We start from the raw sequence: 23,829 nt of genomic DNA on the forward strand, positions 1-23,829 counted from the left end.
CTGTTGCGAAAAAAACGACGGTGGATTCAAGGTTTGGTTGCAACAGTTGTGTCTGTCGGGGTGGACAGTAGCTTGTTGAGGCGGTTGGTGGGGTTGTCCCAGTTGAAGCGTTTTCGGGGTCGTCCGTTGAGTTCGTCGGCGACGTAGGCGAGGTGTTCGGCGTCGTGCACCGAAAGGTCGGTGCCCTTTGGAAAGTATTGCCGTAGTAGGCCGTTGGTGTTCTCATTGCTACCGCGCTGCCAGGGTGAGTGGGGATCGCAGAAGTAAACCTCGATGCCGGTGTCGATGCTGATGCGGGCGTGGTGGGCCATTTCGTGGCGTTGGTCCCAGGTCACGGTGCGGCGCAAGGTGGCGGGCAGGTCTTTGACCGCGGCGATCATGGCCTCGGCGACGGCCTCGGCGCTACGGGTATGGGGTAGGTGCAGCAGTCGGACATATCCGGTGGAACGTTCAACCAGCGTGCCGATTTGAGAGGCCTGGTCCTTGCCGATGATCAGGTCTCCTTCCCAATGGCCTGGCACGGCGCGGTCGTTAGCTTCGGCGGGCCGCTCACTGATGTTGACCATGCCTTGGATACGGCCGCGGCCGTCACCGGCGCAGGCCCGTCGGCGCGGTTTACGCAACGCGCGCCCGGTGCGCAGGCATGTCCTCAGTTCCCGGCGCAGTTCTCCGCGCCCTTGCACGTAAAGCGCCTGGTAGATGGTTTCGTGGGACACCTGCATCTCCGGGCGGTCAGGATAGGTCGCGGTCAATACCCCGGCGATCTGTTCGGGGCTGTACTTGTTGACCAACAACGCTTGCACCTCGGCCCGCAATTGCTCACAGCGGCCCAACTTGCCGGTCTTGGGTCGACGCGCCCGTTGCTCGCTGCGCCGCTGAGCGATGCGCGCCGAGTAGCCCGACTTCGCGTCCCAACCGGCCCGGCGGGCCTGAACCGATACCGGGCGCGATAACGGCCCACATGCCCTCGCATGACACCGTTGTGGGCAATCTCGCGCATGATCGTCGACGGCGCCCGGCCCAACCGGCGCGCCATCGAACGGATCGACTCACCGTGCGCGGTGCCGATCATGATCTGTTCACGCTCATCCGCCGACAGCCGCGGCCGTCGCTGTCCTTGAGGCTTTGACCATCGTGGATTCACACCACCAAACCTGCGAAACCACTTGCTACCGCACGTCGCCGACACGCCGACCGCCACCCCGGCATCCTCCGAGGACCATCCCGCAGCGATCAAATCCCAATACCGCCGCTGCACCACCAACAACTGAGGCTGACCCGTCATCAACACCCCTAACTACGAAGTGTTGCAACCACCCCTTGAACTCAAGGACAAAAATTCCGCAGCAGTTTCACGTTCGGCGATTCCATGCCGCAGCCAGCCGCGCCAGGATGCCGCCTCGCGTGTGTTCGCCCATGACGCGGATGGTGATCCAGCCCATGGCATCTAGCGCTTCATAGCGCTCGATATCCCTGCGCAGTTGCCGACGATCGGTGCGATGATGCTCGCCTTCATACTCGAGCGCGATCTTGATGTCTTCCCAACCCATGTCGACAACCGCGACCAGTTCGCTGTACTGCCCGTAGACCGGAATCTGCGTCTGTGGCCGAGGGTATCCTGCCTCGATGGCCAGCAGCCGCAGCCATGTCTCGCGCGGTGACTGCGCACCGGCATCGACAAGGTCCAGCGCGCGCCTGGCCCGCCTGATGTTCCGGTGGCCCTTATAGCGTTCGGCGATGAGTTCTGCATCGGCGACCTTCAACCGGGTTGCCCGAGCCAGGGCGTCGAGAGCAGCGACGGCGCTCCCGACGGGATTGCGGCAGGCAAGGTCGAACGCCGTCCGCGCCTGGGTCGTCACTGGCATTCCCCGCACCGTCGTGATTTCGTCGTCCTCGATGCGATCGGCCCAGGTGCGGACATGTGTTGGCGCGTGGCGATTCTGGTAGATGAGTTCGGCGGGTGCCTGTCCATCGACCCATTCGGCGCCGTGCAGCGCCGCGGCCGACCGGCCGGCGATAACCCCGCGGCGCCGTGACCACAACCACGCCGCCTCGGCGCGCACCACGGCGGTGATCTCGGTATCGCCGGCAACGTAGACGTCACGGTGGATCGCCACAAACCTGCCGGTTCGCAAGGCATACAGCGTCACACGGCCGGACGTGACGGCCTCGCTACCAAGAAATGGGTTTCCCATTCCGCGGAGTATGCCGACGGGCACCGACGGGCCGTCCAGTGTGAAGCCATTGCGAAAATCCGACCGGAAGTTCGCGACAGCTTCACGCTCGACGAAGCGAGCGAACGAAAGGTGCTACTTGTTCTGGAAGTTGGGCTTGCGCTTTTCGGCGAATGCCCGCGGGCCTTCCTTGGCGTCGTCGGACAGGAACACCTTGATCCCGATCTGGGTGTCGATCTTGAACGCGTCGTTCTCGTGCATGCCCTCGGTCTCGCGGATCGCGCGCAGAATCGCCTGCACGGCCAGCGGGCCGTTGTTCTCGATCAGCTCGGCGATCTCGAGCGCCTTGGTCAACGCCTGGCCGTCCGGCACCAGGTGCCCGATTAGACCGATCTCCTTGGCCTCGGCCGCGGTGATGTGCCGGCCGGTCAGCAGCAGGTCACAGGCCACGGTGTAAGGGATCTGGCGCACCAGCCGCACCGCCGAGCCGCCCATCGGGTACAGGCTCCACTTGGCCTCGGAGATGCCGAACTTGGCGCTCTCACCGGCGATGCGAATATCGGTGCCCTGCAGGATCTCGGTGCCGCCGGCGATCGCCGGGCCCTCGACGGCCGCGATCAGCGGTTTGGTCAGCCGCCGGCCCTTGAGCAGAGCGTCGATGCGTGACGGGTCGTAGCTGCCGTCTTTGAACGATTCGCCCGGCGGCTTCTTGGTTGCTGCCTTGAGGTCCATGCCCGCGCAGAAGTAGCCACCGGCGCCCGTCAGGATGCAGCATCGGATGTCGTCATCGTTGTCGACGCGGTCCCAGGCCTGCACCATGATTTCCATCATTTCGGTGCTCAGGGCGTTGCGGGCGTGCGGGCGGTTCAGGGTGACGATCAGCGTGTGACCGCGCTGTTCAACCAGCGCGTCGGGTCCTGTTGGTTCGTTTGCTGGCGCTTGCCCATTATCAGGGGCCACGGCTACCGCCTTTCCCTCCACATCGAGTACGAACTTGTCAAGAAATGTAACACGTTCTAATTTGGTGGCCGTGGCCCTGAATATTGCCGATCTTGCCGAGCACGCCATCGACGCCGTGCCTGACCGTGTTGCCCTCATCTGCGGCGATCAACAGCTGACCTACGCCGAGCTGGAGGAGAAGGCCAACCGCCTCGCGCACTACCTGATCGAACAGGGTGTGAAGAAGGACGACAAGGTCGGCCTTTACTGCCGCAACCGCATCGAGATCGTCATCGCGATGCTCGGCATCATCAAGGCCGGCGCCATCCTGGTGAACGTCAACTACCGCTACGTCGAGGGCGAGCTTCGCTACCTGTTCGACAACTCCGACATGGTCGCGCTGGTCCATGAGCGTCAGTACTCCGACCGCGTTGCCAACGTGCTGCCGGAAACCCCGAACGTCAAGACGATCCTGGTCGTCGAGGACGGCAGCGACAACGACTTCGGCCGTTACGGCGGCGTCGAGTTCTACGCCGCGATCGCGAACAGCTCGCCTGAGCGTGACTTCGGCGAACGCAGCGCCGACGACATCTACCTGCTGTACACCGGCGGCACCACCGGATTCCCGAAGGGCGTGATGTGGCGCCACGAGGACATCTACCGCGTGCTGTTCGGTGGAACCGACTTCGCCACAGGCGAATTCATCGAAGATGAGTACGACCTGGCCAAGGCCGCCGCGGCCAATCCGCCGATGGTCCGCCACCCGATTCCGCCGATGATCCACGGCGCCACCCAGTCGGCGACCTGGATGTCGATCTTCTCGGGTCAAACCACCGTTCTCGCACCGGAATTCAACGCCGACGAAGTTTGGCGCACGATTCACGATCACAAGGTGAACCTGCTGTTCTTCACCGGCGACGCGATGGCGCGTCCGCTGCTCGACGCGCTGCTGGCCCATCAGGACAAAGGCAACGAATACGACCTGTCGTCGCTGTTCCTGCTCGCCTCTACCGCGGCGCTGTTCTCGCCGAGCATCAAGGAGAAGTTCCTCGAGTTGCTGCCCAACCGGGTGATCACCGATTCGATCGGCTCGTCGGAGACCGGCTTCGGCGGCACCAGCGTCGTCGCCAAGGACGCCCCGCACAGCGGGGGACCCCGGGTGACGATCGACCACCGCACCGTGGTTCTCGACGAGGACGGCAACGAGGTCAAGCCGGGTTCCGGTGTCCGCGGGTTCATCGCCAAGAAGGGCAACATTCCGGTCGGCTACTACAAGGACGAGAAGAAGACTGCCGAGACGTTCAAGACGATCAACGGTGTCCGCTACGCCATCCCCGGCGACTATGCCACGGTCGAGGAGGACGGCACCGTCACGATGCTGGGCCGCGGCTCGGTGTCGATCAACAGCGGCGGCGAGAAGATCTACCCCGAGGAGGTCGAGGCCGCGCTCAAAGGCCACCCCGACGTCTTCGACGCCCTGGTAGTCGGCGTACCCGATCCCCGCTACGGGCAGCATGTGGCCGCCGTTGTGCAGGCCCGGCCCGGGGCGCGGCCCGCACTGTCGGAGCTGGACAGCTTCGTGCGCTCCGAGATCGCGGGATACAAAGTGCCGCGCAGTCTTTGGCTCGTCGACGAGGTGAAGCGCTCACCTGCCGGCAAGCCGGACTACCGCTGGGCCAAGGAGCAGACCGAGGCGCGGCCCGCCGACGATGTGCACGCCGCGCACGCGACCGCTTGATCTACTTCGTCAAACAGCACGCGGGCGCTCCCACCGGCTACTTCGCCTGGGAAGCCGCCGGGCTGCGCTGGCTTTCGGCGGTCGACGGCGGTGTGCCCTGTGCGCCGATCGTCGCGGTTGACGCGACGAGCCTGACCCTGCGGCGACTCGAATCCGTGCGCCCCGACGCGGAGGCGGCGCGAATCTTCGGCAGCCGGCTGGCCGTCACGCACGACGCGGGTGCTCCGGCGTTCGGCGCGGGCCCCGACGGTTGGGATGGGCCGGGCTTCTTCGGCCCGTTGTCGCAGCCATTGCCGATGTCACTGCGGAGCCACCGGCGCTGGGGCGACTTCTACGCCCAAGAGCGGTTGGCTCCGACGCTCGAGCTCGCGGCGCCCGAGCTCGACGCGTCGGCCCGCGCCGCGATCGACGCCGTGATCGCGCGTTGCCGTGCCGGCGATTTCGACGACGACGACCGGCCGGCCCGGCTGCACGGCGATTTGTGGTCCGGCAACGTGATGTGGACAGCCGGCGGTGTGGTGCTGATCGACCCGGCCGCGTACGCCGGGCATCGCGAGACCGACCTGGCGATGCTCGCGCTGTTCGGCTGCCCGCATTACGACGCCGTCATCGCGGGCTACCAGCAGGTGCGACCGCTGCACCCCGGCTGGCGCGACCGCGCGGGGCTTCACCAGCTCTTCGCACTGCTGGCGCATGTGGTGCTGTTCGGAGGCGGGTATGCGCAGCGCACCCACGCTTGTGCCCGCGCCGCGCTGGCCGTCTGACGCCCGCGGCTACTGTGGAATGGCGATGACGATCGATGTCTGGATGCAGCACCCGACTGCGCGGTTTCTGCGCAGCGATTTCCTGGCGTCCCTGCGGCGTTGGACCGACGGGTCCATACCGGATGCCGACATCCCGATCGAAGTCACGGTCGCAGCGATGGATGCGGCCGACGTCGACTTCGGGCTGCTCAGCGCCTGGTACGGCCCTCATGGCCAGGACCTGGTCTCCAACGACGAGGTCGCCGAGTGGATTCGGTTGCATCCGAACCGGTTTGCGGGTCTGGCGACCGTCGATCTCGACCGGCCGATGGACGCGGTCCGCGAGCTACGGCGCCGGGTCGCCGAAGGATTCGTCGGCCTGCGGTTGGTGCCCTGGTTGTGGAACGCGCCGCCTACCGATCGGCGTTACTACCCCCTATTCGCCGAGTGTGTCGAGGCCGCCGTTCCCTTCTGCACCCAGGTCGGCCACACCGGCCCGCTGCGGCCCTCGGAGACGGGGCGCCCGATTCCCTACGTCGACCAGGTGGCACTGGACTTCCCCGAGCTGGTGATCGTGTGCGGACATGTCGGCTATCCCTGGACCGAGGAAATGGTGGCCGTCGCTCGCAAACACGAGAACGTCTACATCGATACGTCGGCGTACACGATCCGGCGGTTACCCGACGAACTCATTCGATTCATGAAAACCGGTACCGGACAACGCAAAGTCCTGTTCGGCACCAACTACCCTATGATCACTCACGCGCATGCTTTGGCCGGGCTCGACGAACTCGGGCTCGACGACGAGGCTCGCCACGACTTTCTCCACGGCAATGCCGAACGCGTATTCAGACTGGAGGCAAACAGATGAACGGTGCGCAGGCTCTGATCAACACCCTGGTCGACGCCGGTGTCGACGTGTGCTTCGCGAACCCCGGCACGTCGGAGATGCACTTCGTGGCAGCGTTGGACACCGCTCCCCAGATGCGCGGTGTGCTAGCCCTTTTCGAGGGTGTCGCGACGGGCGCGGCCGACGGATATGCCCGCATCGCCGATCGGCCGGCGGCGGTGCTGTTGCATCTGGGCCCCGGATTGGGCAACGGCCTGGCCAACCTGCACAACGCACGGCGGGCGCATGTGCCGATGGTGGTCGTCGTCGGAGACCACGCCACGTATCACAAAAAGTACGATGCCCCACTGGAATCCGACATCGACGCGCTCGCGGGCACCGTCTCGGGCTGGGTGCGCCGCACGGCCACCGCAGCCGACGTCGCGCTGGACGCGGCCGAGGCGATCGCTGCCAGCCGGGCCCGCTCGCAGATCTCCACGCTGATCCTGCCGGCCGACGCGTCCTGGTCGGACGGCGCCCAGCCCGCCACCCCGACAGCGCCGCGGCCGGCAGGCGCCGATCCGCTGCTGGCGCCGGAGGTCGCCGAGGTGCTGTGGTCGGGAGAACCGGCGGTGATCATGGTGGGCGGCGATGCCACCCGGGGCCCCGGGCTGGCCGCGGCGGCACGGATCGCGCAGGCGACCGGGGCGCGCTGGCTGTGCGAGACCTTCCCGACCCGGCTGGAACGCGGCGCCGGTGTTCCCGCCGTCGAGCGGTTGGCGTACTTCGCCGAGGCCGCCACCGCGCAACTGGACGGCGCCAAGCATCTGATCCTGGCCGGCGCGAAATCTCCGGTGTCCTTCTTCGCCTACCCGAACATGCCCAGCGACCTGGTCCCGGCGGGGTGCGAGGTGCACGTGCTCGCCGAGCACGTCGGCGCGGCCGACGCGCTGATCGCATTGGCCGACGAGATCGCACCCGGCTCGGTTGCCCCGCTAGCAGAGGCGTCGCGTCCGCAGCTGCCCACCGGTGGGCTGACCTCCGCGTCGGCGGCCGAGGTGATCGGTGCGCTGATGCCGGAACGGGCGATCGTCGTCGACGAGTCGAACACCTCGGGCCTGCTGCTGGCGCAGGCCACCGCCGGGGCGCCGGCTCATGACTGGCTGACGCTGACCGGCGGGGCGATCGGCTACGGCATCCCGGCCGCGGTGGGTGCGGCGGTGGCCGCCCCGGACCGTCCGGTGCTGTGCCTGGAATCCGACGGCTCGGCGATGTACACGATTTCGGGACTGTGGACCCAGGCGCGCGAGAACCTCGACGTGACCACCGTGCTGTACGACAACAGCGCCTACGACATCTTGCGCATCGAGCTGCAACGTGTCGGCGCCGGGTCTGCCCCCGGGCCCAAAGCGCTGGACCTGCTTGACTTATCGCGGCCCACCATGGATTTCGTGAAGATCTCCGAGGGCATGGGGGTGCCGGCCCGGCGCGTGCACACCGCCGAGGAGTTCGCCGATGCGCTGCGCGAAGCATTCGCCGAGCCCGGGCCGCATCTGATCGATGCGGTGGTGCCATCGCTCACGGGTTAGGTAGCAACGGCTTGCGCTGTGTGCCAAATCCTTTCGCGCGCCGCGCCGCCGCGTCGGAGTTTTCGGCTATAGAGAGCAACACATTTGCCAACAGTGCCGGCCGGGAAAGAAACGGCGAATGACCGCCGGGAATCTCGACGATGTCGGCGCCGAGTCGTTCCCGCGCCACTCGCCTGGACCACCGCGGCCCGACCATTCGGTCATCGGAGCAAATCACGGAAGTGCACTTCACCGAGGGGAATTCGTCGAGAGGGAATGCAACCTTGCCGGGATGGTGGGCTTGCGGGGCGAAGTCGATCGATCGCACCCTCGGCCGCGATGTCGTCGCAGTCCGCGAAGAGTATCTCCTTGGCGAGCCCGCGATGGACCCACGCTTGCGCCCCTTGCGCGTCGAATTCACCCATCCCGGCCATCCAACCAAAATCGGACATACCGGTTTCGGTCGCGAACTGGTCCTGCAGACTTCTACCGAGAGCAGGAATCAAGGCGCATAGATACACGACGTGTCGCACCGGACGACGAGCCGCGACCAGTGAGGCAGCGGAACCGTTCATCGAGTGCCCCACCACGATGACATCGTCATCGCGGCCGTCGATGGCGTCGCACACCAAGTCGGAGTAGGTGTTGAAATCGGCCGATCCATCCTGGGCCGGCAGATCCATTGCCACCACATCATGGCCGGCGGTCTCGAGTATTGGAGTCAACAACTCCCAACACCACGCACCGTGCCACCCGCCATGCACCAGTGCAAATGTTGTCATCGCAGCCCTAGCTCCCGAGAAGCACGGATATGTAAGTGCCACAAAAAATTCTACGCTTCCGTAAATAACGGTGGTTCGCGTCGGAAGTTGGCATCGGCCGTTGTCTTCGCGAACACGCCATGACGACGGCTTTCAAAAATCGGTATGGTCATACCGAAATGCTGTTCGACCAGTGGGGATCCATGGCAGCAATTCGATCTCGCTCGTGCACAAGGGTTTTCGATGCGGGTTTGCCCATCGTTCGTTATGGCGATCTCACCGACGCTGATGCGGCCCACCGTGTCATCGCCGCGGCTCGTGCCCAGGCTCCGATCGCCATCGGTTCCTATGGCCCCGAGGTACTGAGCTATGAGCTCGTCCGCACGGTGCTCCGCGACGACCGGTTCGCTACTGCCAAGGGTCTTGGACTCGACGCTCAAGGGATTACCTCGGGCCCTTTGTGGGAGAGGGCGAATACCAACATCCTCAGTCTCGACGGCGCCGAGCATCATCGGTTGCGCCGCTTGGTATCCAAGGCGTTCGGGCCCCGGGGTGCCGAGCGGTTGCGCTTGCCGATCGTCGACGTCATCAGCGGTCTGGTCGAATCGGTCGCCGCGCTGGGACACTGCGATGTTGTCTCCGACGTCACGCGTGGCTATCCGACGCCGGTCGTCTGCGCGCTGCTGGGCGCGCCACCGGAGGACTGGCAGCTGTTCTCCGATTGGACCGACGAGATCACGAAAATCTTCGAGTGGAATGTCGCCGAGGACGGGCCGGCGATCTTGGCGGCATGGGATGAACTCGACGCGTATCTCGAGGACTTGATCGCACGGCGGTCCACATCACTGGCCGACGATCTGATCTCCGATCTGATTCGCGCCGAGGTCGAAGGCGACCGTCTCACCCACGGCGAGATCATCAAGCTGTGCGGCAGCCTGCTGCGCGCCGGGACCGACACCACCCGCAACCAATTGGCCGCCGCGGTCCAGGCTTTAGCGGATCGCCCCGATCAGTGGGCGCTGCACGCTCGGCATCCCGAATTGGCCGGCATTGCGGTGCATGAGCTGATGCGTTATTTCCCAATCAATTTCAGCGTTGTCCGCCGGGCTGCTGAGGACGTCGTGCTGGACGGGGTGCTGATTCCCGCAGGCACGCTGGTATTCGCCAACACCGCCGCGGCCAACCGCGATCCGGACGTCTACCGCGACCCGCACCGGCTCGACATCACTCGGCAGGACCCGCCGGCCATGCTCACCTTCGGTGGCGGCGTGCACTACTGCCTCGGCGCTCACCTCGCGCGACTCGAACTGACCGAGGCGCTGCGGGTGATCACCCAACGCATGGCCAACCCGCGCCGCAGCGGCCCCGCGCGGTGGAACGCGATCAGGGGGATCACCGGTCCGACCACCCTGCCGGTGGAGTTCGACGTTCGTCAGTAGCGGGCCAGCACGGGAAGCCGGCTGACGAGCCAGTCCGTCAATGTGTTGACGACCTCGACTCCGGTTTCAAAGCCGCCGTCGCGGACCTCGGCCGCCAATGCCACACCCCATTCCCCTGAAGGCGTGGGCAGGATCCCGAATTGCCGCACCAGGTATTCGCCGTCCGTGCCCGGACCCCAACCGCCTTTGGCCGCGGAGCCATTGGCGGCCAGACCCCACCGATGATCGGGCGTGAGGTCGGCCATTAGGTCGATCACGTCCGACGCGCCGGAGATCGACGGCAATTCCGCGGCGAACCGCGCTTGCCGCTGCAGAGTCCACCGCGTCTGGCCAAATGCGGTGAAACCACGCCGAAGCCGCCGCGATTCGACCACCGTCGCGGTGTCCCCACCCTCGGCAACGACGCCCTGGACCTGGCGCGCCGCGTCGCCCGGTTCGCCCAGCAGCGACCACAACTGTTCGGATGCGCGATTGTCGGATTCGGTGATGGCCTTGACGGCCAGTTCTTTCGCATTCAGCTAATCGCTGCGCAACGCCGCGATCGCCAGGGGCACTTTGATCGTCGACCAGGCGACGCCCGACCACCACCGGCCCAGTGAATAGGTCCGGTCCGGGCGGGCGATCGCTACGCCAATGTTGGCCGGTACCACGTCGGAAAGCTGTTCAAAGCTCGCTTCCAGCGCAAGCTCCAGGGGCCGCGACGTCATCGGGCTACCGGGGTATCGGCCATACCCGATCATGACAGTCGATACCTTCGGCCGCCAACTGGCGCTTGAGCACCTTGAATGTCACTGTCCGCGGGAGCTCCGCGCTGATCCTGACGTACGACGGCCATTGCTTGGGCCCGAGGTCCGGCTGCTCGGCCAGGAATGCCCGAAATTTCTCGGCATCGAACTGGCTGCCCTGTGTCATCACCAATGCGGCCATCACCTGGTCGCCGACCACGGGGTCCGGGACCGGGTACACGGCGACCTCCGCCACGTCGGGGTGACGCAACAGCACCCGTTCGATCGGGGCGGCGCCGAGGTTCTCGCCGTCGACTCGCATCCAATCGCCAAGCCGCCCAGCGAAGTATGCGTATCCGTCCTCGTCGCGATAGGCGAGGTCTCCACTGTGGTAGACCCCGCCGGCCATTCGCTCGGCCTCGGCGGCCGCGTCGTTGTAGTAACCCTCGAAACGACCTGGCCCGCTGGTGTTTACCAGCTCGCCAACGATTCCTACCGCGCAGGGCCGGCCGGTCTCGGGGTCGACGATGTCCAGCCCTTCGGTCAGCGGCCCCAGCGCGCCCGGCGGTGTATCGGGGGTGCGGGCGATCGCGACCCCGCCTTCGGTCGAGCCGAATCCGTCCTGGACGGCGCAGCCGAAGCGGCGGCCGAACCGCTCGATGTCGGCGGGAACCCCCTCGTTGCCGTAGACCGCCCGCAGCGGGTTGTCCGCGTCGTCGGGTTGCTCCGGCGTGGCCAGCACATAGGACAGCGGCTTGCCCACGTAGTTCGCGTAGGTCGCGCCGTAGCGACGCACATCCGGCAAGAACCCGGACGCAGAGAATTTGCGCCGCAACGTCATTGATCCCTGGCACGCCGCCGCCACCGCCCAGCCGACCAGAACCGCGTTGGAATGAAACAACGGCATCGATATGTAGCAGACGTCGTCGTGACCGAGGTCGAACCGCTGAGACATCGTCGTCCCGGCGATCGCGACCTTGCCGTGACTGCACTTCACCGCCTTCGGCTCGCCGCTGGTACCCGACGTGAAGATCAGCATGAAAAGGTCTTCGGCCGACGCGGACTGGAAACTCAACTCGGCGGTGCGATGTGCGTCGACCTCGGCGGCCCATTGCGCCGAATCGACGTTGAGGTGATCGATATCGTCAAGTGTTGCAGCGGATTTCGAGTCGGCCAGGACGAGCTGGCAGTCGGCTCGGCTGATGTCGCGAGCCAGTGCTTCGCCGCGGCGCACCGGGTTGAGGCCGACGGGCACAATTCCCGACATCCCGGCCGCCGCCAACATCGCGGAGAAGAACGGGGTGTTTTCCAGCAGCACGCCGACATGCGGTGGCCGGTTCGGGTCGAGACGTTCGCGCATTGTGGCGGCGATCGCGGCCCCGTGCTGCAAGTGATCGCGCCAGCTGGTGAACGACTCCTCGAAGTAGACGCCTCGATCTTCGACCTCGGCCAGCGGCACCAGCAGTTTGGTGACCGTCGGGTCGGTCGGAATCACGAAGCTAGGCAGGAGTTTCAGCCAGTTCGCGGCCGATCTTGCGCAGCTGGCCGGTGGCACCGCCGAGCGCGAATTCGGCCTCCTTGGCCGCCAGGAAGTAACGGTGTGCCGGGTGATCGGTGTCGACACCGACGCCCCCGTGCACGTGCACGATGGTGTGCGCGACCCGATGGCCGGCGTCAGCTGCCCAGAACGCCGCACTGGCCACGTCCATCTCGGCGGGGATGTCTTCGGAGACCTTCCACGCCGCCTGGGTGAGCGTCAACCGCAGCCCCTTGACGTCGATGTAGCCGTCGGCGAGCCGCTGCGACACCGCTTGGAAGCTGCCAATCGGGCGGTCGAATTGTTCACGCTCGCGGGCGTATTCGGCCGTCATCTGCAGACCGCGATCGAGCACCCCGAGCTGGTATGCGGCACGGCCCAGCGTTCCGAGCGTGCCGAGCCAGGCGACGACTTCACTTCCGCCGACCTTGCGCCCATCGTCGGTCGCGACGCCGTCGAGCGCCAGCTGCCCGACACTGTTCTTCCCGGTCGTCGTCAGGGTGGTCACGCTGACACCGGAGTCTTCGGCGCTGACCAGGAAAACAGCTGTGCCGGAATCGGTTTCGGCGGGAACCAGGAACGCGTCCGCGACGGGGCCAAAGAAGACCTGCGTGCGGGTACCGGTCAGCTTGTAGCCGTCGCCGGCGCGGGTGGCCTGCACGGGCCCCTCACCCATCTCGCCGTCCAGGGCGACCGCAAGGATCTTCTCGCCCTTGACGGCCGGTACTCCCCAGTTCTGCTGCAGTTCCTCGGAGCCGAACCGCGCCAGCACTCCGGCACCCAGCATCACCGATTCCAGGTACGGCACGGCGGCCAGCTGGCGGCCCAGCGCAACCAGGATCGCGACCTGCTCGAGCGCACCGAAACCGTCGCCGCCCAGCGCGGACGCCGATGCACTGGTCAGGATGTCCGCGTCGACCAGCTTCTGCCATAGGCCCCGGTCGAATCGTTGCTCGAGCCCGTCGAGTTCGCGTTGGTGCTCCGGTGTGCAGACCGAGTCCACGATCGTAGTGACCAGGCCGCCGAGGTCATTCGCCGCTTCGGTTGTCGTGAAATCCATGTTCGTCCTTCTCGATGCTCAGCGGTATTTAGCGGTTTCGAGGCAGGCCGAGGGCGACCATGCCGATGATGTCGCGCTGTACCTCGTTGGTGCCGCCGCCGAAGGTCAGGATCAGGCATGCCCGGTGCATCCGCTCCACCCGGCCTGCCAGCTTCGCGCCCGGCGAATCCTGACGCACCGTCGCCGCGGTACCCAGGACCTCCATCAGCAGCCGGTAGGCCTCGGTGGCCAGCTCGGTGCCGTACACCTTCGCCGCCGACGCATCCGCCGGCCCCAGGTCGTGCCCTTCCGCCGATGCCAGTTCCCAGTTGATCAGCTTGAGGACTTCGGCCTTGGCGTGCACGCGAGCCAGGTTCAGCTGGACCCACTCGGAGTCGATCAGCCGGGTACCGCCGTCGTCCTTGGTGTTCTGCGCCCATTCGCGAACCTCGCGCAGCGCCAGGAAGATCGGCTGCGGGGACACCAGCGCGACCCGCTCGTGGTTGAGCTGGTTGGTCACCAGCTTCCAGCCGCCGTTCTCCTCACCGATCAGGTTGGTCACCGGCACCCGCACGTCGGAGTAATAGGTGGCGCTGGTGTCCACACCGGCCATGGTGTGCACGGGCGTCCACGAGAAACCCTCTGCAGTCGTCGGCACCGCGATCATCGAAATTCCGCGGTGCTTCTTGGCTTCGGGGTTGGTACGTACGGCCAGCCAGACCCAGTCCGCGTAAGCAATCAGGCTGGTCCACATCTTCTGGCCGTTGATGACGTAGTCGTCGCCGTCCCGGACCGCCGTGGTGCGCAGGTTGGCCAGGTCGGTGCCGGCGCCGGGCTCGGAGTAACCGATCGAGAAGTGCAGCTCTCCGGCCGCGATCTTGGGCAGGAAGAACTTCTTCTGCTCTTCGGTGCCGAACGCCATGATCGTCGGCGCCACGCTGTTGATCGTCAGGAACGGCACCGGCACGCCGGCGATCGCGGCCTCGTCGGTGAAGATCAGCGAGTCCATCGGGGAGCGGTCCTGGCCGCCGTATTCCTTGGGCCAGTTCAGGGTGAGCCACCCGTCTTTGCCCATCTGAGCGACGGTGTCGCGATAGGCGGTGCCCGTCCCGACCTCGCCCTGTGTCGAGTGCAGCGCCTCGCGTCGCTCCGGCGTCATGAGCGCGGTGAAGTACGACCGCAGCTCGCGACGCAGCTCCTCCTGTTCAGGGGTGTAACTGATGCGCATTCTGGCCGTCCTTTTGTTTAACGTGACAAGCGGCTGATCGACCAACGGCTACCCGTTCGCCTTCCCGGTTGTAACACGTTCTAGTCTTGGAATCCAGCGACCGTTTCCTAAGACGCACCTGAGCCCTATGGTGGAGCTACATTCTGATGGGACATGGGCGAGATCCAGGCCAGCTTTCAAGGAGGATGCCGTGCGGGTGATCGTGGATCGTGACCGGTGCGAGGGCAACGCGGTGTGCTTGGGAATCGCGCCGGATATCTTCGACCTGGACGACGAGGATTACGCCGTCGTGAAGATTGATCCGATTCCATCCGATCAAGAAGATCTCGCCGAGCAGTCGATCGCCGAGTGCCCGCGCGCGGCGTTGCTGCGCCAGGACTAGCGACGAGCGACCCGAAAACTAGAGGTATTCATAAATTGACTAGCAGCACGAACGCGACCGATCTATCCGGAAAGGTCGCGGTGGTGACCGGTGCGGCCGCGGGACTTGGGCGCGCCGAAGCGCTCGGCCTGGCTCGGCTGGGCGCCACCGTCGTCGTCAACGACATCGCCGCCGCGCTGGACGCCTCGGACGTCATCGACGAGATCAGCGCCGCGGGTTCCAAGGCCGTCGCGGTGTCCGGTGACATCAGCCAGCGTTCGACGGCCGACGAATTGGTCTCCTGCGCCGACGGGCTCGGCGGACTCGACATCGTGGTCAACAACGCCGGCATCACCCGCGACCGGATGCTGTTCAACATGTCCGACGAGGAATGGGACCAGGTCATCGCCGTGCATCTGCGCGGGCATTTCCTGCTCACCCGCAACGCCGCGACCTACTGGCGCAGCCGGGCCAAGGATGCCGGGGGATCGATCTTCGGCCGGATCGTCAACACCGCCTCCGAGGCCGGACTGGTGGGCCCGGTGGGCCAGGCCAACTACGGCGCCGCCAAGGCGGGGATCATCTCGCTCACCCTGACGGCCGCGCGGGCGCTGGGCCGCTACGGGGTGTGCGCCAACGCGATCTGCCCACGCGCGCGCACCGCGATGACGGCGGACGTATTCGGCAGCGCACCGGATATAGAGGAAGGCGGCGTCGACCCGCTGTCGCCTGAACACGTGGTGAACCTGGTGCAGTTCCTGTCGTCTCCGGCTGCCGCGGAGGTTAACGGCCAGGTGTTCATTGTTTACGGACCTCAGGTGACATTGGTCTCAGCTCCGACCGCCGAGCACAGGTTCACTGCGGACGGCGCGGCGTGGGAGTCGGCTCAACTGAGCAGCACATTGCGCGACTACTTTGCTGGTCGGGATCCGGAACGTAACTTTTCCGCGACCGCTTTAATGGAACAATAGCGGCGGCAGAACTTTTTCTCCGGACGGAATCAGCTAGTAGAACGTGTGTCAGATTGTCAATGGCATAAGGGCGCTGACCAGGACAAATCAACGCATTATCCAGAGATAACCTGTTCATTGACACGGTGAACTTCTTCTGGGTTAATATGATCCGGCTCACACGGAGCCGGCCGCGATGAACGACGACGCAAAGGTGACGCATAGGCTTCGCCGTGAGCAGCAAAGGGGGGTGCCGCGTTGATCGAACAGCTTGCGGTTCCGGCCCGCGCTGTCGGCGGGTTTTTCGAGATGATGATCGACACGGCCCGTGCTTCTTTCCGACGACCGTTTCAAGGCCGCGAGTTTTTGGATCAGACGTGGATGATCGCGCGCGTGTCGCTGGTCCCGACGCTGTTGGTGTCGATCCCATTCACGGTCCTGGTGGCATTCACCCTCAATATCCTGCTCCGCGAGATCGGTGCGGCCGATTTGTCAGGCGCCGGAACGGCATTCGGCACCATCACCCAGCTGGGCCCGGTGGTGACCGTGCTCGTCGTCGCCGGTGCGGGCGCCACCGCGATCTGTGCGGACCTCGGCGCGCGCACCATCCGTGAGGAAATCGATGCGATGCGGGTGCTCGGCATCGACCCGATCCACCGGCTGGTGGTGCCCCGCGTTCTGGCGTCGACCGTTGTCGCGCTGCTGCTGAACGGTTTGGTGTGCGCCATCGGTTTATCCGGTGGCTATGTTTTCTCTGTCTTCCTCCAGGGCGTCAACCCCGGCGCGTTCATCAACGGGTTGACCGTGTTGACCGGATTGCGTGAGTTGGTGCTCGCCGAAGTCAAGGCGCTGCTGTTCGGCGTGATGGCCGGCCTCGTCGGCTGCTACCGCGGCCTCACCGTCAAAGGTGGGCCGAAGGGCGTCGGCAACGCGGTCAACGAAACCGTCGTCTACGCATTCATCTGTCTGTTCGTCATCAACGTGGTGATGACGGCCATCGGCGTGCGGTTCTCGACGAAGTGAGCACGCGATGAGCTACGACCTCACTTACCGATTCCGCAACATCGCGGCGAGATTGCAAGGCCCGGTTGACGACTTCGGTGAGCAGGCGTTGTTCTACGGCCAGACGATGCGCTATGTCCCCAACGCACTCACCCGGTATCGCAAGGAGACGATCCGGCTCGTCGCGGAGATGACGCTGGGCGCGGGTGCGCTGGTGATGATCGGTGGCACGGTCGGCGTCGCGGCGTTCCTGACGCTGGCCTCCGGCGGGGTCATCGCCGTGCAGGGTTACTCGTCGCTGGGCAACATCGGTATCGAGGCATTGACCGGCTTCCTGTCGGCGTTCCTGAACGTGCGCGTGGTCGCACCTGTCATTGCCGGCATCGCGCTGGCAGCGACGATCGGTGCCGGTGCCACCGCCCAATTGGGTGCCATGCGGGTGTCCGAGGAAATCGACGCCGTCGAATGCATGGCGGTGCACTCGGTGTCCTATTTGGTGTCGACTCGGCTGATCGCCGGCCTGGTCGCGATCATCCCGCTGTACTCGCTATCGGTGCTCGCCGCGTTCTTCGCTGCCCGCTTCACCACGGTCTTCATCAATGGGCAGTCGGCCGGTCTGTACGACCACTACTTCAACACGTTCCTGATCCCGTCGGACCTCCTTTGGTCGTTCCTGCAGGCCATCGTGATGTCCATCGCGGTGATGCTGGTCCATACCTATTACGGCTACAACACCAGCGGTGGGCCGGTGGGCGTGGGCATCGCGGTCGGTCAGGCGGTGCGGACCTCACTGATCGTCGTCGTCGTCATCACTTTGTTCATCTCGCTGGCCGTCTACGGCGCTTCCGGTAACTTCAATCTCTCCGGGTAAGGGGGGACCGCTCAATATATGGCAGACGCCGGATCGCGACGTACAACTGTTCGGCTGGCAGCGGCGCTGCTGGCCAGTTTGTTGGTGGCGTTTTCGGTGCTGACCTACCTCTCCTACACAGCGGCTTTTGCCTCCGTCGACACGGTCACCGTCGCGGCGCCGCGGGCCGGGCTGGTGATGGACAAGGGCGCCAAGGTCAAGTACCGCGGCATCCAGATCGGCAAGGTCACCGACATCAACTACGGTGGCGACCAGGCACGCCTGACGCTGGCGATCAACAGCGACGACATGCATTACATTCCGTCCAACGCGGCCGTACATATCGCGGGCAATACGATTTTCGGCGCCAAATCGGTGGAATTCGTTCCGCCCCAGGTGCCTTCGCCGACGTCGTTGCGCCCCAACGCGCACGTCCAGGCCGCCGCGGTGCAGCTGGAAGTCAACACGCTGTTCCAATCGCTGATGGATCTGCTGCATAAGGTCGACCAGGTCGAGCTGAACGGAACGCTCAGCGCCTTCGCCGAGGGCCTGCGTGGCCACGGCGACGACTTCGGTGCGCTGCTCTCGGGGTTGAATACCCTGACGCAACAGACGAATCCGAAGCTGCCCGCGTTGCAGGAGGACTTCCGCAAGACGGCCATCGTCACGGGCGTCTACGCCGACGCGGCCCCGGACCTGAACACGATCTTCGACAACCTGCCCACCATCAACAAGACCGTCGTCGATCAGCAGAAAAACCTCAACAACACGCTATTGGCCACGATTGGCCTATCCAACAACGCTTACGAGACGTTGCAGCCGGCCGAGCAGGACTTCATCGACGCCATCAACCGGCTGCGGGCACCTCTTAAGGTCGCGTCCGACTACTCGCCCGAATTCGGTTGTCTGTTCAAGGGTATCGATCGTGGGCTAAAGGAGTTCGGGCCCATTCTCGGTGTCCGCAAGGCCGGCTTGTTCACCTCGTCGAGCTTTGTGCTGGGCGCGCCGGCGTACACCTTCCCGGAATCACTGCCGATCGTGAACGCCTCCGGCGGACCGAACTGCCGTGGCTTGCCGGACATTCCGAACAAGCAGAACGGCGGGTCGTGGTACCGCGCGCCGTTCCTGGTCACCGACAACGCCAACATCCCCTACGAGCCGTTCACCGAACTGCAGTTCGACGCACCCTCGACGCTGCAATTCCTGTTCCACGGCTCCTTCGCGGAACGGGACGACTTCTGATGGCGAGTTCGGAATTGCCATCGCACCGGTCGATGGTGATCAAGGTCAGCGTGTTTACGGTAACGATGCTGCTGGTGGCCGCGGGCCTGGTGGTGGTCTTCGGTGATTTCCGGTTCGGCGACGAAAGCACCTACCACGCAACGTTTATCGATGCGTCTAAGTTGAAGGCAGGCCAAAAGGTCCGCATTTCGGGTGTGCCGGTCGGCTCGGTGAACGGCCTCAAACTCAACCCGGATAACACCGTCGACGTGGCATTCGAAATCGACAGCCGCTACACGCTGTACTCGTCGACACGCGCGGTGATCCGCTACGAAAACCTGGTCGGTGACCGCTTCCTCGAGATCACGTCCGGCCCGGGCGAGCTGCGTAAGCTGGCACCGGGGGGAACGATCAACGCCCAACACACCCAGCCAGCACTGGATTTGGATGCGCTGCTGGGTGGGCTCAAGCCGGTGCTCAAGGGCTTGGATGCCGACAAGGTCAACACGATCAGCGGCGCGGTCATCGAGCTGTTGCAGGGCCAGGGTGGAGCATTGTCGAACGTGCTGGCCGACACCAGCGCATTCTCGACGGCGCTGAGCCAGCGCGACCAACTGATCGGCGACGCGATCACCAACCTGAACGGGGTGCTGGGCACCATCGATCAGAAGAGTGCGCAATTCTCGACCAGTGTCGACCAGCTGCAGCAGTTGATCAGCGGTCTGGCCAAAAACAAGGATTCGATCGCGGGAGCCATTCCGCCGCTGGCATCGACCACGACCGATCTCACCGAGCTGCTGAAGAATTCGCGTCGACCGCTGCAAGGCATCCTGGAGAACACCCGGCCGCTGGCGACCGAAATCGACAACCGTAAGGCCGAGGTGGACAACGACGTTGAGCAACTGGGCGAGGACTATCTGCGCCTTGCCGCACTCGGCGCCTACGGGTCATTCTTCAACATCTACTTCTGTTCGGTGACGATCAAGATCAACGGACCGGCCGGTAGCGACATCCGCCTGCCCTTGGGTGGCCAGGTGGATCCCAGCGTAGGGAGGTGCGCTTTTGCCAAGTAACGCCAAGCGCGAACGTGACCCCTTGCGCACCGGGGTCTTCGGTGTAGTGCTGGTTCTCTGCGTGGTGTTGCTCGCATTCGGCTACGCCAACTTGCCGTTCTATCCGCAGGGCCGGGTCTACGACGCTTACTTCAGCGACGCCGGCGGCATCTCGCCCGGCAACTCCGTTTACGTGTCGGGCTTCAAGGTCGGCAAGGTGCAGGCTGTCGGACTGGCCGGAGACAGCGCGAAGGTGACGTTCTCGGTGGATCGCCACATCGCGGTCGGTGACCAGTCGCTGGCCGCGATCCGTACCGACACCATCCTCGGCGAGCGCTCGATCGCGGTGACTCCCGCGGGTCATGGCAAGGCGACCACTATTCCGCGCAGCCGCACGACCACGCCGTACACGCTGGCCGGCGCGCTCGAGGATTTGGGGCAAAACGCGAACGACCTGGACAAGCCGCAGTTCGAACAGGCGTTGAACGTTCTCACCGACACGCTGCACGGCGCGACCCCGGAACTGCGCGGCGCGCTCGACGGGGTGACGTCGCTATCGCGCACGCTGAACCGGCGGGACGAGGCGCTGCAAAGCCTGCTGGCACACGCGAAATCGGTGACTGGTGTGTTGTCGCAACGCGCCGACCAGGTCAACAAGTTGGTCGACGACGGCAACGAGTTGTTCGCCGCGCTCGACGAGCGCAGCGCCGCGCTGGGACAATTGATCTCGGGCATCAGCGGCCTGTCGGCACAGCTGTCTGGGTTCGTGGCCGACAACCGCAAGGAGTTCGGCCCGGCCCTGAGCAAACTCAACGACGTGTTGAGCAATCTGAACGAGCGCCGCGACTACATCACCGAGGCCTTGAAACGGTTGCCCACCTATGCGACCGAGCTCGGCGAGGTCGTGGGATCCGGGCCCGGATTCAACGTCAACGTATACGGTGTGATCCCGGCACCGCTACTGGCGACGATGTTCGACTTCTTCTACCAGCCGGGTAAGCTGCCGGCCAGCCTCTCCGACTACCTGCGCGGGTTGATCCAAGAACGCTGGACCATCCGACCGAAGTCGCCATGATCCAGCGAATCGCCGGCAGCCGCGGGCTGCGCTACACCACCATCATCGCGCTGATCGCGGTGCTGGTGGGCGGCGTGTATGTGCTTACTTCCCAAGCGAATAACCGCACCATCGTTGGCTACTTCACGTCCGCGGTCGGGCTGTACCCCGGTGATCAGGTACGTGTCCTGGGCGTTCCGATCGGCAAGATCGACTCGATCGAACCGCGGCCGTCGGACGTCAAAATCACGATGACGGTGCCCAAGGACGTGAAGATCCCGAAGGATGCCAAGGCCGTTATCATGTCGCCGAACCTGGTGGCGGCGCGGTTCATTCAGCTTGCCCCGGCATATACCGGCGGGGCGGTGCTGCCCGACGGCGCGAGCATCGACCTGAACCGCACCGCGGTCCCGGTGGAATGGGACGAGGTCAAGGAGGCGCTGACCCAACTGGCCGTCTCGCTGGGCCCGGCGGGTGGGTCCGTGCAGGGCCCGTTGGGCGCGGCGATCAATCAGGCCGCGGACACGTTCGATGGTAAGGGCCAATCGTTCCACGGTGCGCTGCAAGAGCTTTCGCAGGTTGCTGGGCGACTGGGGGATTCACGCAATGACATCTTCGGTACGGTCAAGAACCTGCAGGTTCTGGTCAACGCGTTGTCGGCGAGCAACGAGCAGATCGTGCAGTTCGCCGGAAGCGTGGCCTCGGTGTCGCAGGTACTCGCCGACAGCTCGCGCCACCTGGACAACACCCTGGGCACGCTCAATCAAGCACTGACCGATATCCGCGGCTTCCTGCACGAGAACAACTCGACGCTGATCGATACGGTCAACCAGCTCAACGACTTCAGCAAGACATTGAGCGATCAGAGCGACAACATCGAACAGATCTTGCACGTCGCCGGTCCCGGTATCGCCAACTTCTACAACATCTATGACCCGGCACAGGGCACACTGAACGGCCTGTTGTCCATCCCCGAGTTCGCCAACCCGGTGCAGTTCATCTGCGGCGGGTCGTTCGAAACCGCGGCGGGGTCGAGGGCACCCGACTACTATCGGCGCGCCGAGCTGTGCCGCGAGCGCCTGGGGCCGGTGCTGCGCCGGCTGGCGGTGAACTACCCGCCGGTCATGTTCCACCCGCTCAACACGATCACGGCGTATAAGGGCCAGATCATCTACGACACACCGGAAACCCAAGCCAAGGCGCAGACACCGATCCCGCAGCTGACGTGGATACCGGCCCCGGGTGTCCCGCCGCCCGCCGTCCAGAATCCGGCGGACCTGCAGGCTCTGCTGGTGCCGACGGCCCCGCAGGCCGGCCCGCCGCCGGGCGCGCCGGCTGGTGCTGGCCCGGCGCCAGCCCCGGGACCAGCACCCGGATCCGCGTTCGGTCCCCTTCCGGGTCCCGCGCAGGGACCTTCGGCGGGGCTGCAAAATGGCCCGGGGGCCGGCGGATGAGAAGAATCCTGTTGCGCAGCAGCGCATTGGCATCGGGCACTGTGTTGCTCGCCGGTTGCCAATTCGGCGGCCTGAATTCGCTGTCGATGCCTGGCACCGCCGGTCACGGCAGTGGCGCATACTCGATCACTGTCGAGATGCCCGATGTCGCCACGATGCCGCAGAACTCGCCGGTAATGGTCGACGATGTCACGGTCGGCAGTGTGTCCGGTATCGCTGCCGAGCAGCGAGCGGACGGATCTTTCTATGCCGCAGTAAAATTGGCGTTGGACAAGAACGTCGTGCTGCCGGCTAACGCGACCGCGACGGTCGCGCAGACGTCGTTGCTCGGTTCGCTGCACATCGATCTGGCCCCGCCGAAGGGCAAGCCGGCCACCGGCAGGCTCGTCGACGGTTCCAAGATCTCGGAGTCAAACACGGGCCGCTTCCCCACGACCGAAGAGGTTTTCTCTGCCCTCGGTGTCGTGGTCAACAAGGGCAATCTCGGTGCGCTGGAAGAGATCACCGACGAGACCTACCAGGCCGTGGCCGGTCGGCAAGGCCAGTTCAAGGATCTGATGCCCAGGCTGGCCGAACTGACCTCGGGACTCAACCGGCAGGTCGGCGACATCATCAACGCGGTCGACGGTCTGAACCGATTTTCCGCGACCCTGGAGCGCGACAAGGCCAACCTGGGCCGGGCGCTCGACACTCTGCCCGAAGCGCTGAAGGTACTCAACAAGAACCGGGAACACATTGTCGAGGCGTTCTCCGCGCTGAAGAAATTGGCGACGGTTACCTCGCACGTGCTGTCGAAGACGAAGGTGGACTTCGCCGAAGATCTCAAAGCTCTGTACTCGGTGGTGAAGGCGCTCAACGATAACCGGAAGAATCTCGTCACGTCGCTGCAGATATTGCTGACGTTCCCGTTCCCCAACTACGGCATCAAGCAAGCCGTGCGGGGCGATTACCTCAACGTGTTCACCACGTTCGACCTCACCTTGCGCCGGCTTGGTGAGACGTTCTTCACCACGTCGTATGCGCTCGATCCGAACATGATGCACATGAGCGAAATCCTCAACCCGCCCGATTTCTTGACCGGCGAACTGGCCAACCTGTCCGGACAGGCGGCCGACCCGTTCAAGATTCCACCCGGCACGGCTTCGGGACAGTAGGCGCGGCGCAG

Annotated in this window: 19 protein-coding genes and 3 pseudogenes; 14 read left to right on the top strand and 8 right to left on the bottom strand. The window is 64.8% G+C overall.

The window, feature by feature from the left end:
* Positions 1–26: 26 nt before the first annotated feature.
* The 3 genes and pseudogenes from G6N54_RS21665 to G6N54_RS21675 all read right to left on the bottom strand — a co-directional run bounded on the left by G6N54_RS21665 (position 27) and on the right by G6N54_RS21675 (position 3,134).
* Positions 27–1,285: pseudogene (locus G6N54_RS21665) on the bottom strand (IS30 family transposase).
* Between the two features lie 67 nt (positions 1,286–1,352).
* A complete protein-coding gene (locus tag G6N54_RS21670) occupies positions 1,353–2,195 on the bottom strand; it encodes a hypothetical protein (RefSeq protein ID WP_163791883.1) in 843 nt (280 codons plus the stop codon).
* A 114-nt stretch (positions 2,196–2,309) separates the two neighbouring features.
* Entirely contained in the window at positions 2,310–3,134 is an 825-nt protein-coding gene (locus tag G6N54_RS21675; RefSeq protein ID WP_163791885.1) for a crotonase/enoyl-CoA hydratase family protein, read from the bottom strand.
* A 64-nt stretch (positions 3,135–3,198) separates the two neighbouring features.
* On the opposite strand from G6N54_RS21675, the gene G6N54_RS21680 reads away from it, so the two are divergent.
* Genes G6N54_RS21680 through G6N54_RS21695 form a run of 4 tightly spaced genes read left to right on the top strand, consistent with a single transcriptional unit; the run spans position 3,199 to position 8,012 of the window.
* Positions 3,199–4,851: an acyl-CoA synthetase gene (locus G6N54_RS21680; protein WP_163791886.1), complete on the top strand. Its 1,653-nt coding sequence runs from the start codon at positions 3,199–3,201 to the stop codon at positions 4,849–4,851.
* Positions 4,848–5,615: a fructosamine kinase family protein gene (locus tag G6N54_RS21685; RefSeq protein ID WP_163791888.1), complete on the top strand. Its 768-nt coding sequence runs from the start codon at positions 4,848–4,850 to the stop codon at positions 5,613–5,615. Before G6N54_RS21680 ends, G6N54_RS21685 begins: the two co-directional genes overlap by 4 nt.
* A gap of 25 nt (positions 5,616–5,640) precedes the next feature.
* On the top strand, positions 5,641–6,465 hold the full coding sequence (locus G6N54_RS21690; RefSeq protein WP_163791890.1) for an amidohydrolase family protein: 825 nt from the start codon (positions 5,641–5,643) through the stop codon (positions 6,463–6,465).
* Positions 6,462–8,012, top strand: coding sequence for an acetolactate synthase large subunit (locus G6N54_RS21695; protein WP_163791891.1), 1,551 nt, complete (start codon positions 6,462–6,464; stop codon positions 8,010–8,012). The genes G6N54_RS21690 and G6N54_RS21695 overlap by 4 nt, the downstream gene beginning before the upstream one ends.
* Here G6N54_RS21695 and G6N54_RS21705 read toward each other — a convergent pair.
* Positions 8,002–8,773, bottom strand: a pseudogene (locus G6N54_RS21705) (alpha/beta fold hydrolase). The gene G6N54_RS21695 and the pseudogene G6N54_RS21705 sit on opposite strands and share 11 nt — an antisense overlap.
* A 182-nt stretch (positions 8,774–8,955) precedes the next feature.
* Between G6N54_RS21705 and G6N54_RS21710 the strand changes: the two are divergent.
* Complete coding sequence (locus tag G6N54_RS21710; protein ID WP_163791898.1) at positions 8,956–10,191, top strand: cytochrome P450; 1,236 nt, start codon at positions 8,956–8,958, stop codon at positions 10,189–10,191.
* Here the strand turns inward: G6N54_RS21710 and G6N54_RS21715 are convergent.
* The 4 genes and pseudogenes from G6N54_RS21715 to G6N54_RS21730 form a co-directional block, all read right to left on the bottom strand.
* Positions 10,185–10,898, bottom strand: a pseudogene (locus tag G6N54_RS21715) (hypothetical protein). The gene G6N54_RS21710 and the pseudogene G6N54_RS21715 overlap by 7 nt on opposite strands.
* Positions 10,899–10,902: 4 nt before the next feature.
* A complete protein-coding gene (fadD17, locus tag G6N54_RS21720) occupies positions 10,903–12,411 on the bottom strand; it encodes a long-chain-fatty-acid--CoA ligase FadD17 (RefSeq protein ID WP_163791900.1) in 1,509 nt (502 codons plus the stop codon).
* A 4-nt stretch (positions 12,412–12,415) separates the two neighbouring features.
* Positions 12,416–13,513, bottom strand: coding sequence for an acyl-CoA dehydrogenase family protein (locus G6N54_RS21725; protein WP_163791902.1), 1,098 nt, complete (start codon positions 13,511–13,513; stop codon positions 12,416–12,418).
* Positions 13,514–13,541: 28 nt separating this feature from the next.
* Positions 13,542–14,720: an acyl-CoA dehydrogenase gene (locus G6N54_RS21730; RefSeq protein WP_163791904.1), complete on the bottom strand. Its 1,179-nt coding sequence runs from the start codon at positions 14,718–14,720 to the stop codon at positions 13,542–13,544.
* 190 nt (positions 14,721–14,910) lie between these two features.
* Between G6N54_RS21730 and G6N54_RS21735 the strand changes: the two genes are divergently transcribed.
* The 9 genes from G6N54_RS21735 (at position 14,911) to G6N54_RS21775 (ending at position 23,818) form a co-directional block, all read left to right on the top strand.
* Positions 14,911–15,102, top strand: a complete 192-nt coding sequence (locus G6N54_RS21735) for a ferredoxin (protein ID WP_163791906.1) — start codon at positions 14,911–14,913, stop codon at positions 15,100–15,102.
* A gap of 35 nt (positions 15,103–15,137) precedes the next feature.
* On the top strand, positions 15,138–16,052 hold the full coding sequence (locus tag G6N54_RS21740) for a 3-oxoacyl-ACP reductase (protein ID WP_163791908.1): 915 nt from the start codon (positions 15,138–15,140) through the stop codon (positions 16,050–16,052).
* A gap of 237 nt (positions 16,053–16,289) precedes the next feature.
* Positions 16,290–17,054: an MlaE family ABC transporter permease gene (locus G6N54_RS21745; RefSeq protein ID WP_036471724.1), complete on the top strand. Its 765-nt coding sequence runs from the start codon at positions 16,290–16,292 to the stop codon at positions 17,052–17,054.
* Positions 17,055–17,061: 7 nt separating this feature from the next.
* Positions 17,062–17,904 carry an MlaE family ABC transporter permease gene (locus tag G6N54_RS21750; RefSeq protein ID WP_163791910.1) on the top strand — a complete coding sequence of 281 codons (843 nt, stop codon included), beginning with the start codon at positions 17,062–17,064 and terminating at the stop codon, positions 17,902–17,904.
* Positions 17,905–17,922: 18 nt separating this feature from the next.
* A complete protein-coding gene (locus G6N54_RS21755; RefSeq protein WP_163791912.1) occupies positions 17,923–19,125 on the top strand; it encodes an MCE family protein in 1,203 nt (400 codons plus the stop codon).
* A complete protein-coding gene (locus G6N54_RS21760; protein WP_163791914.1) occupies positions 19,125–20,177 on the top strand; it encodes an MCE family protein in 1,053 nt (350 codons plus the stop codon). The genes G6N54_RS21755 and G6N54_RS21760 overlap by 1 nt, the downstream gene beginning before the upstream one ends.
* Positions 20,167–21,231, top strand: a complete 1,065-nt coding sequence (locus G6N54_RS21765; RefSeq protein WP_163791915.1) for a virulence factor Mce family protein — start codon at positions 20,167–20,169, stop codon at positions 21,229–21,231. The genes G6N54_RS21760 and G6N54_RS21765 overlap by 11 nt, the downstream gene beginning before the upstream one ends.
* Positions 21,228–22,664, top strand: a complete 1,437-nt coding sequence (locus tag G6N54_RS21770; protein ID WP_163791917.1) for a virulence factor Mce family protein — start codon at positions 21,228–21,230, stop codon at positions 22,662–22,664. The genes G6N54_RS21765 and G6N54_RS21770 overlap by 4 nt, the downstream gene beginning before the upstream one ends.
* Entirely contained in the window at positions 22,661–23,818 is a 1,158-nt protein-coding gene (locus G6N54_RS21775) for a virulence factor Mce family protein (RefSeq protein ID WP_163791919.1), read from the top strand. Before G6N54_RS21770 ends, G6N54_RS21775 begins: the two co-directional genes overlap by 4 nt.
* Positions 23,819–23,829 lie beyond the last annotated feature (11 nt).

The organism is Mycobacterium stomatepiae (assembly GCF_010731715.1).
In the GTDB taxonomy this organism is placed as follows: domain Bacteria; phylum Actinomycetota; class Actinomycetes; order Mycobacteriales; family Mycobacteriaceae; genus Mycobacterium; species Mycobacterium stomatepiae.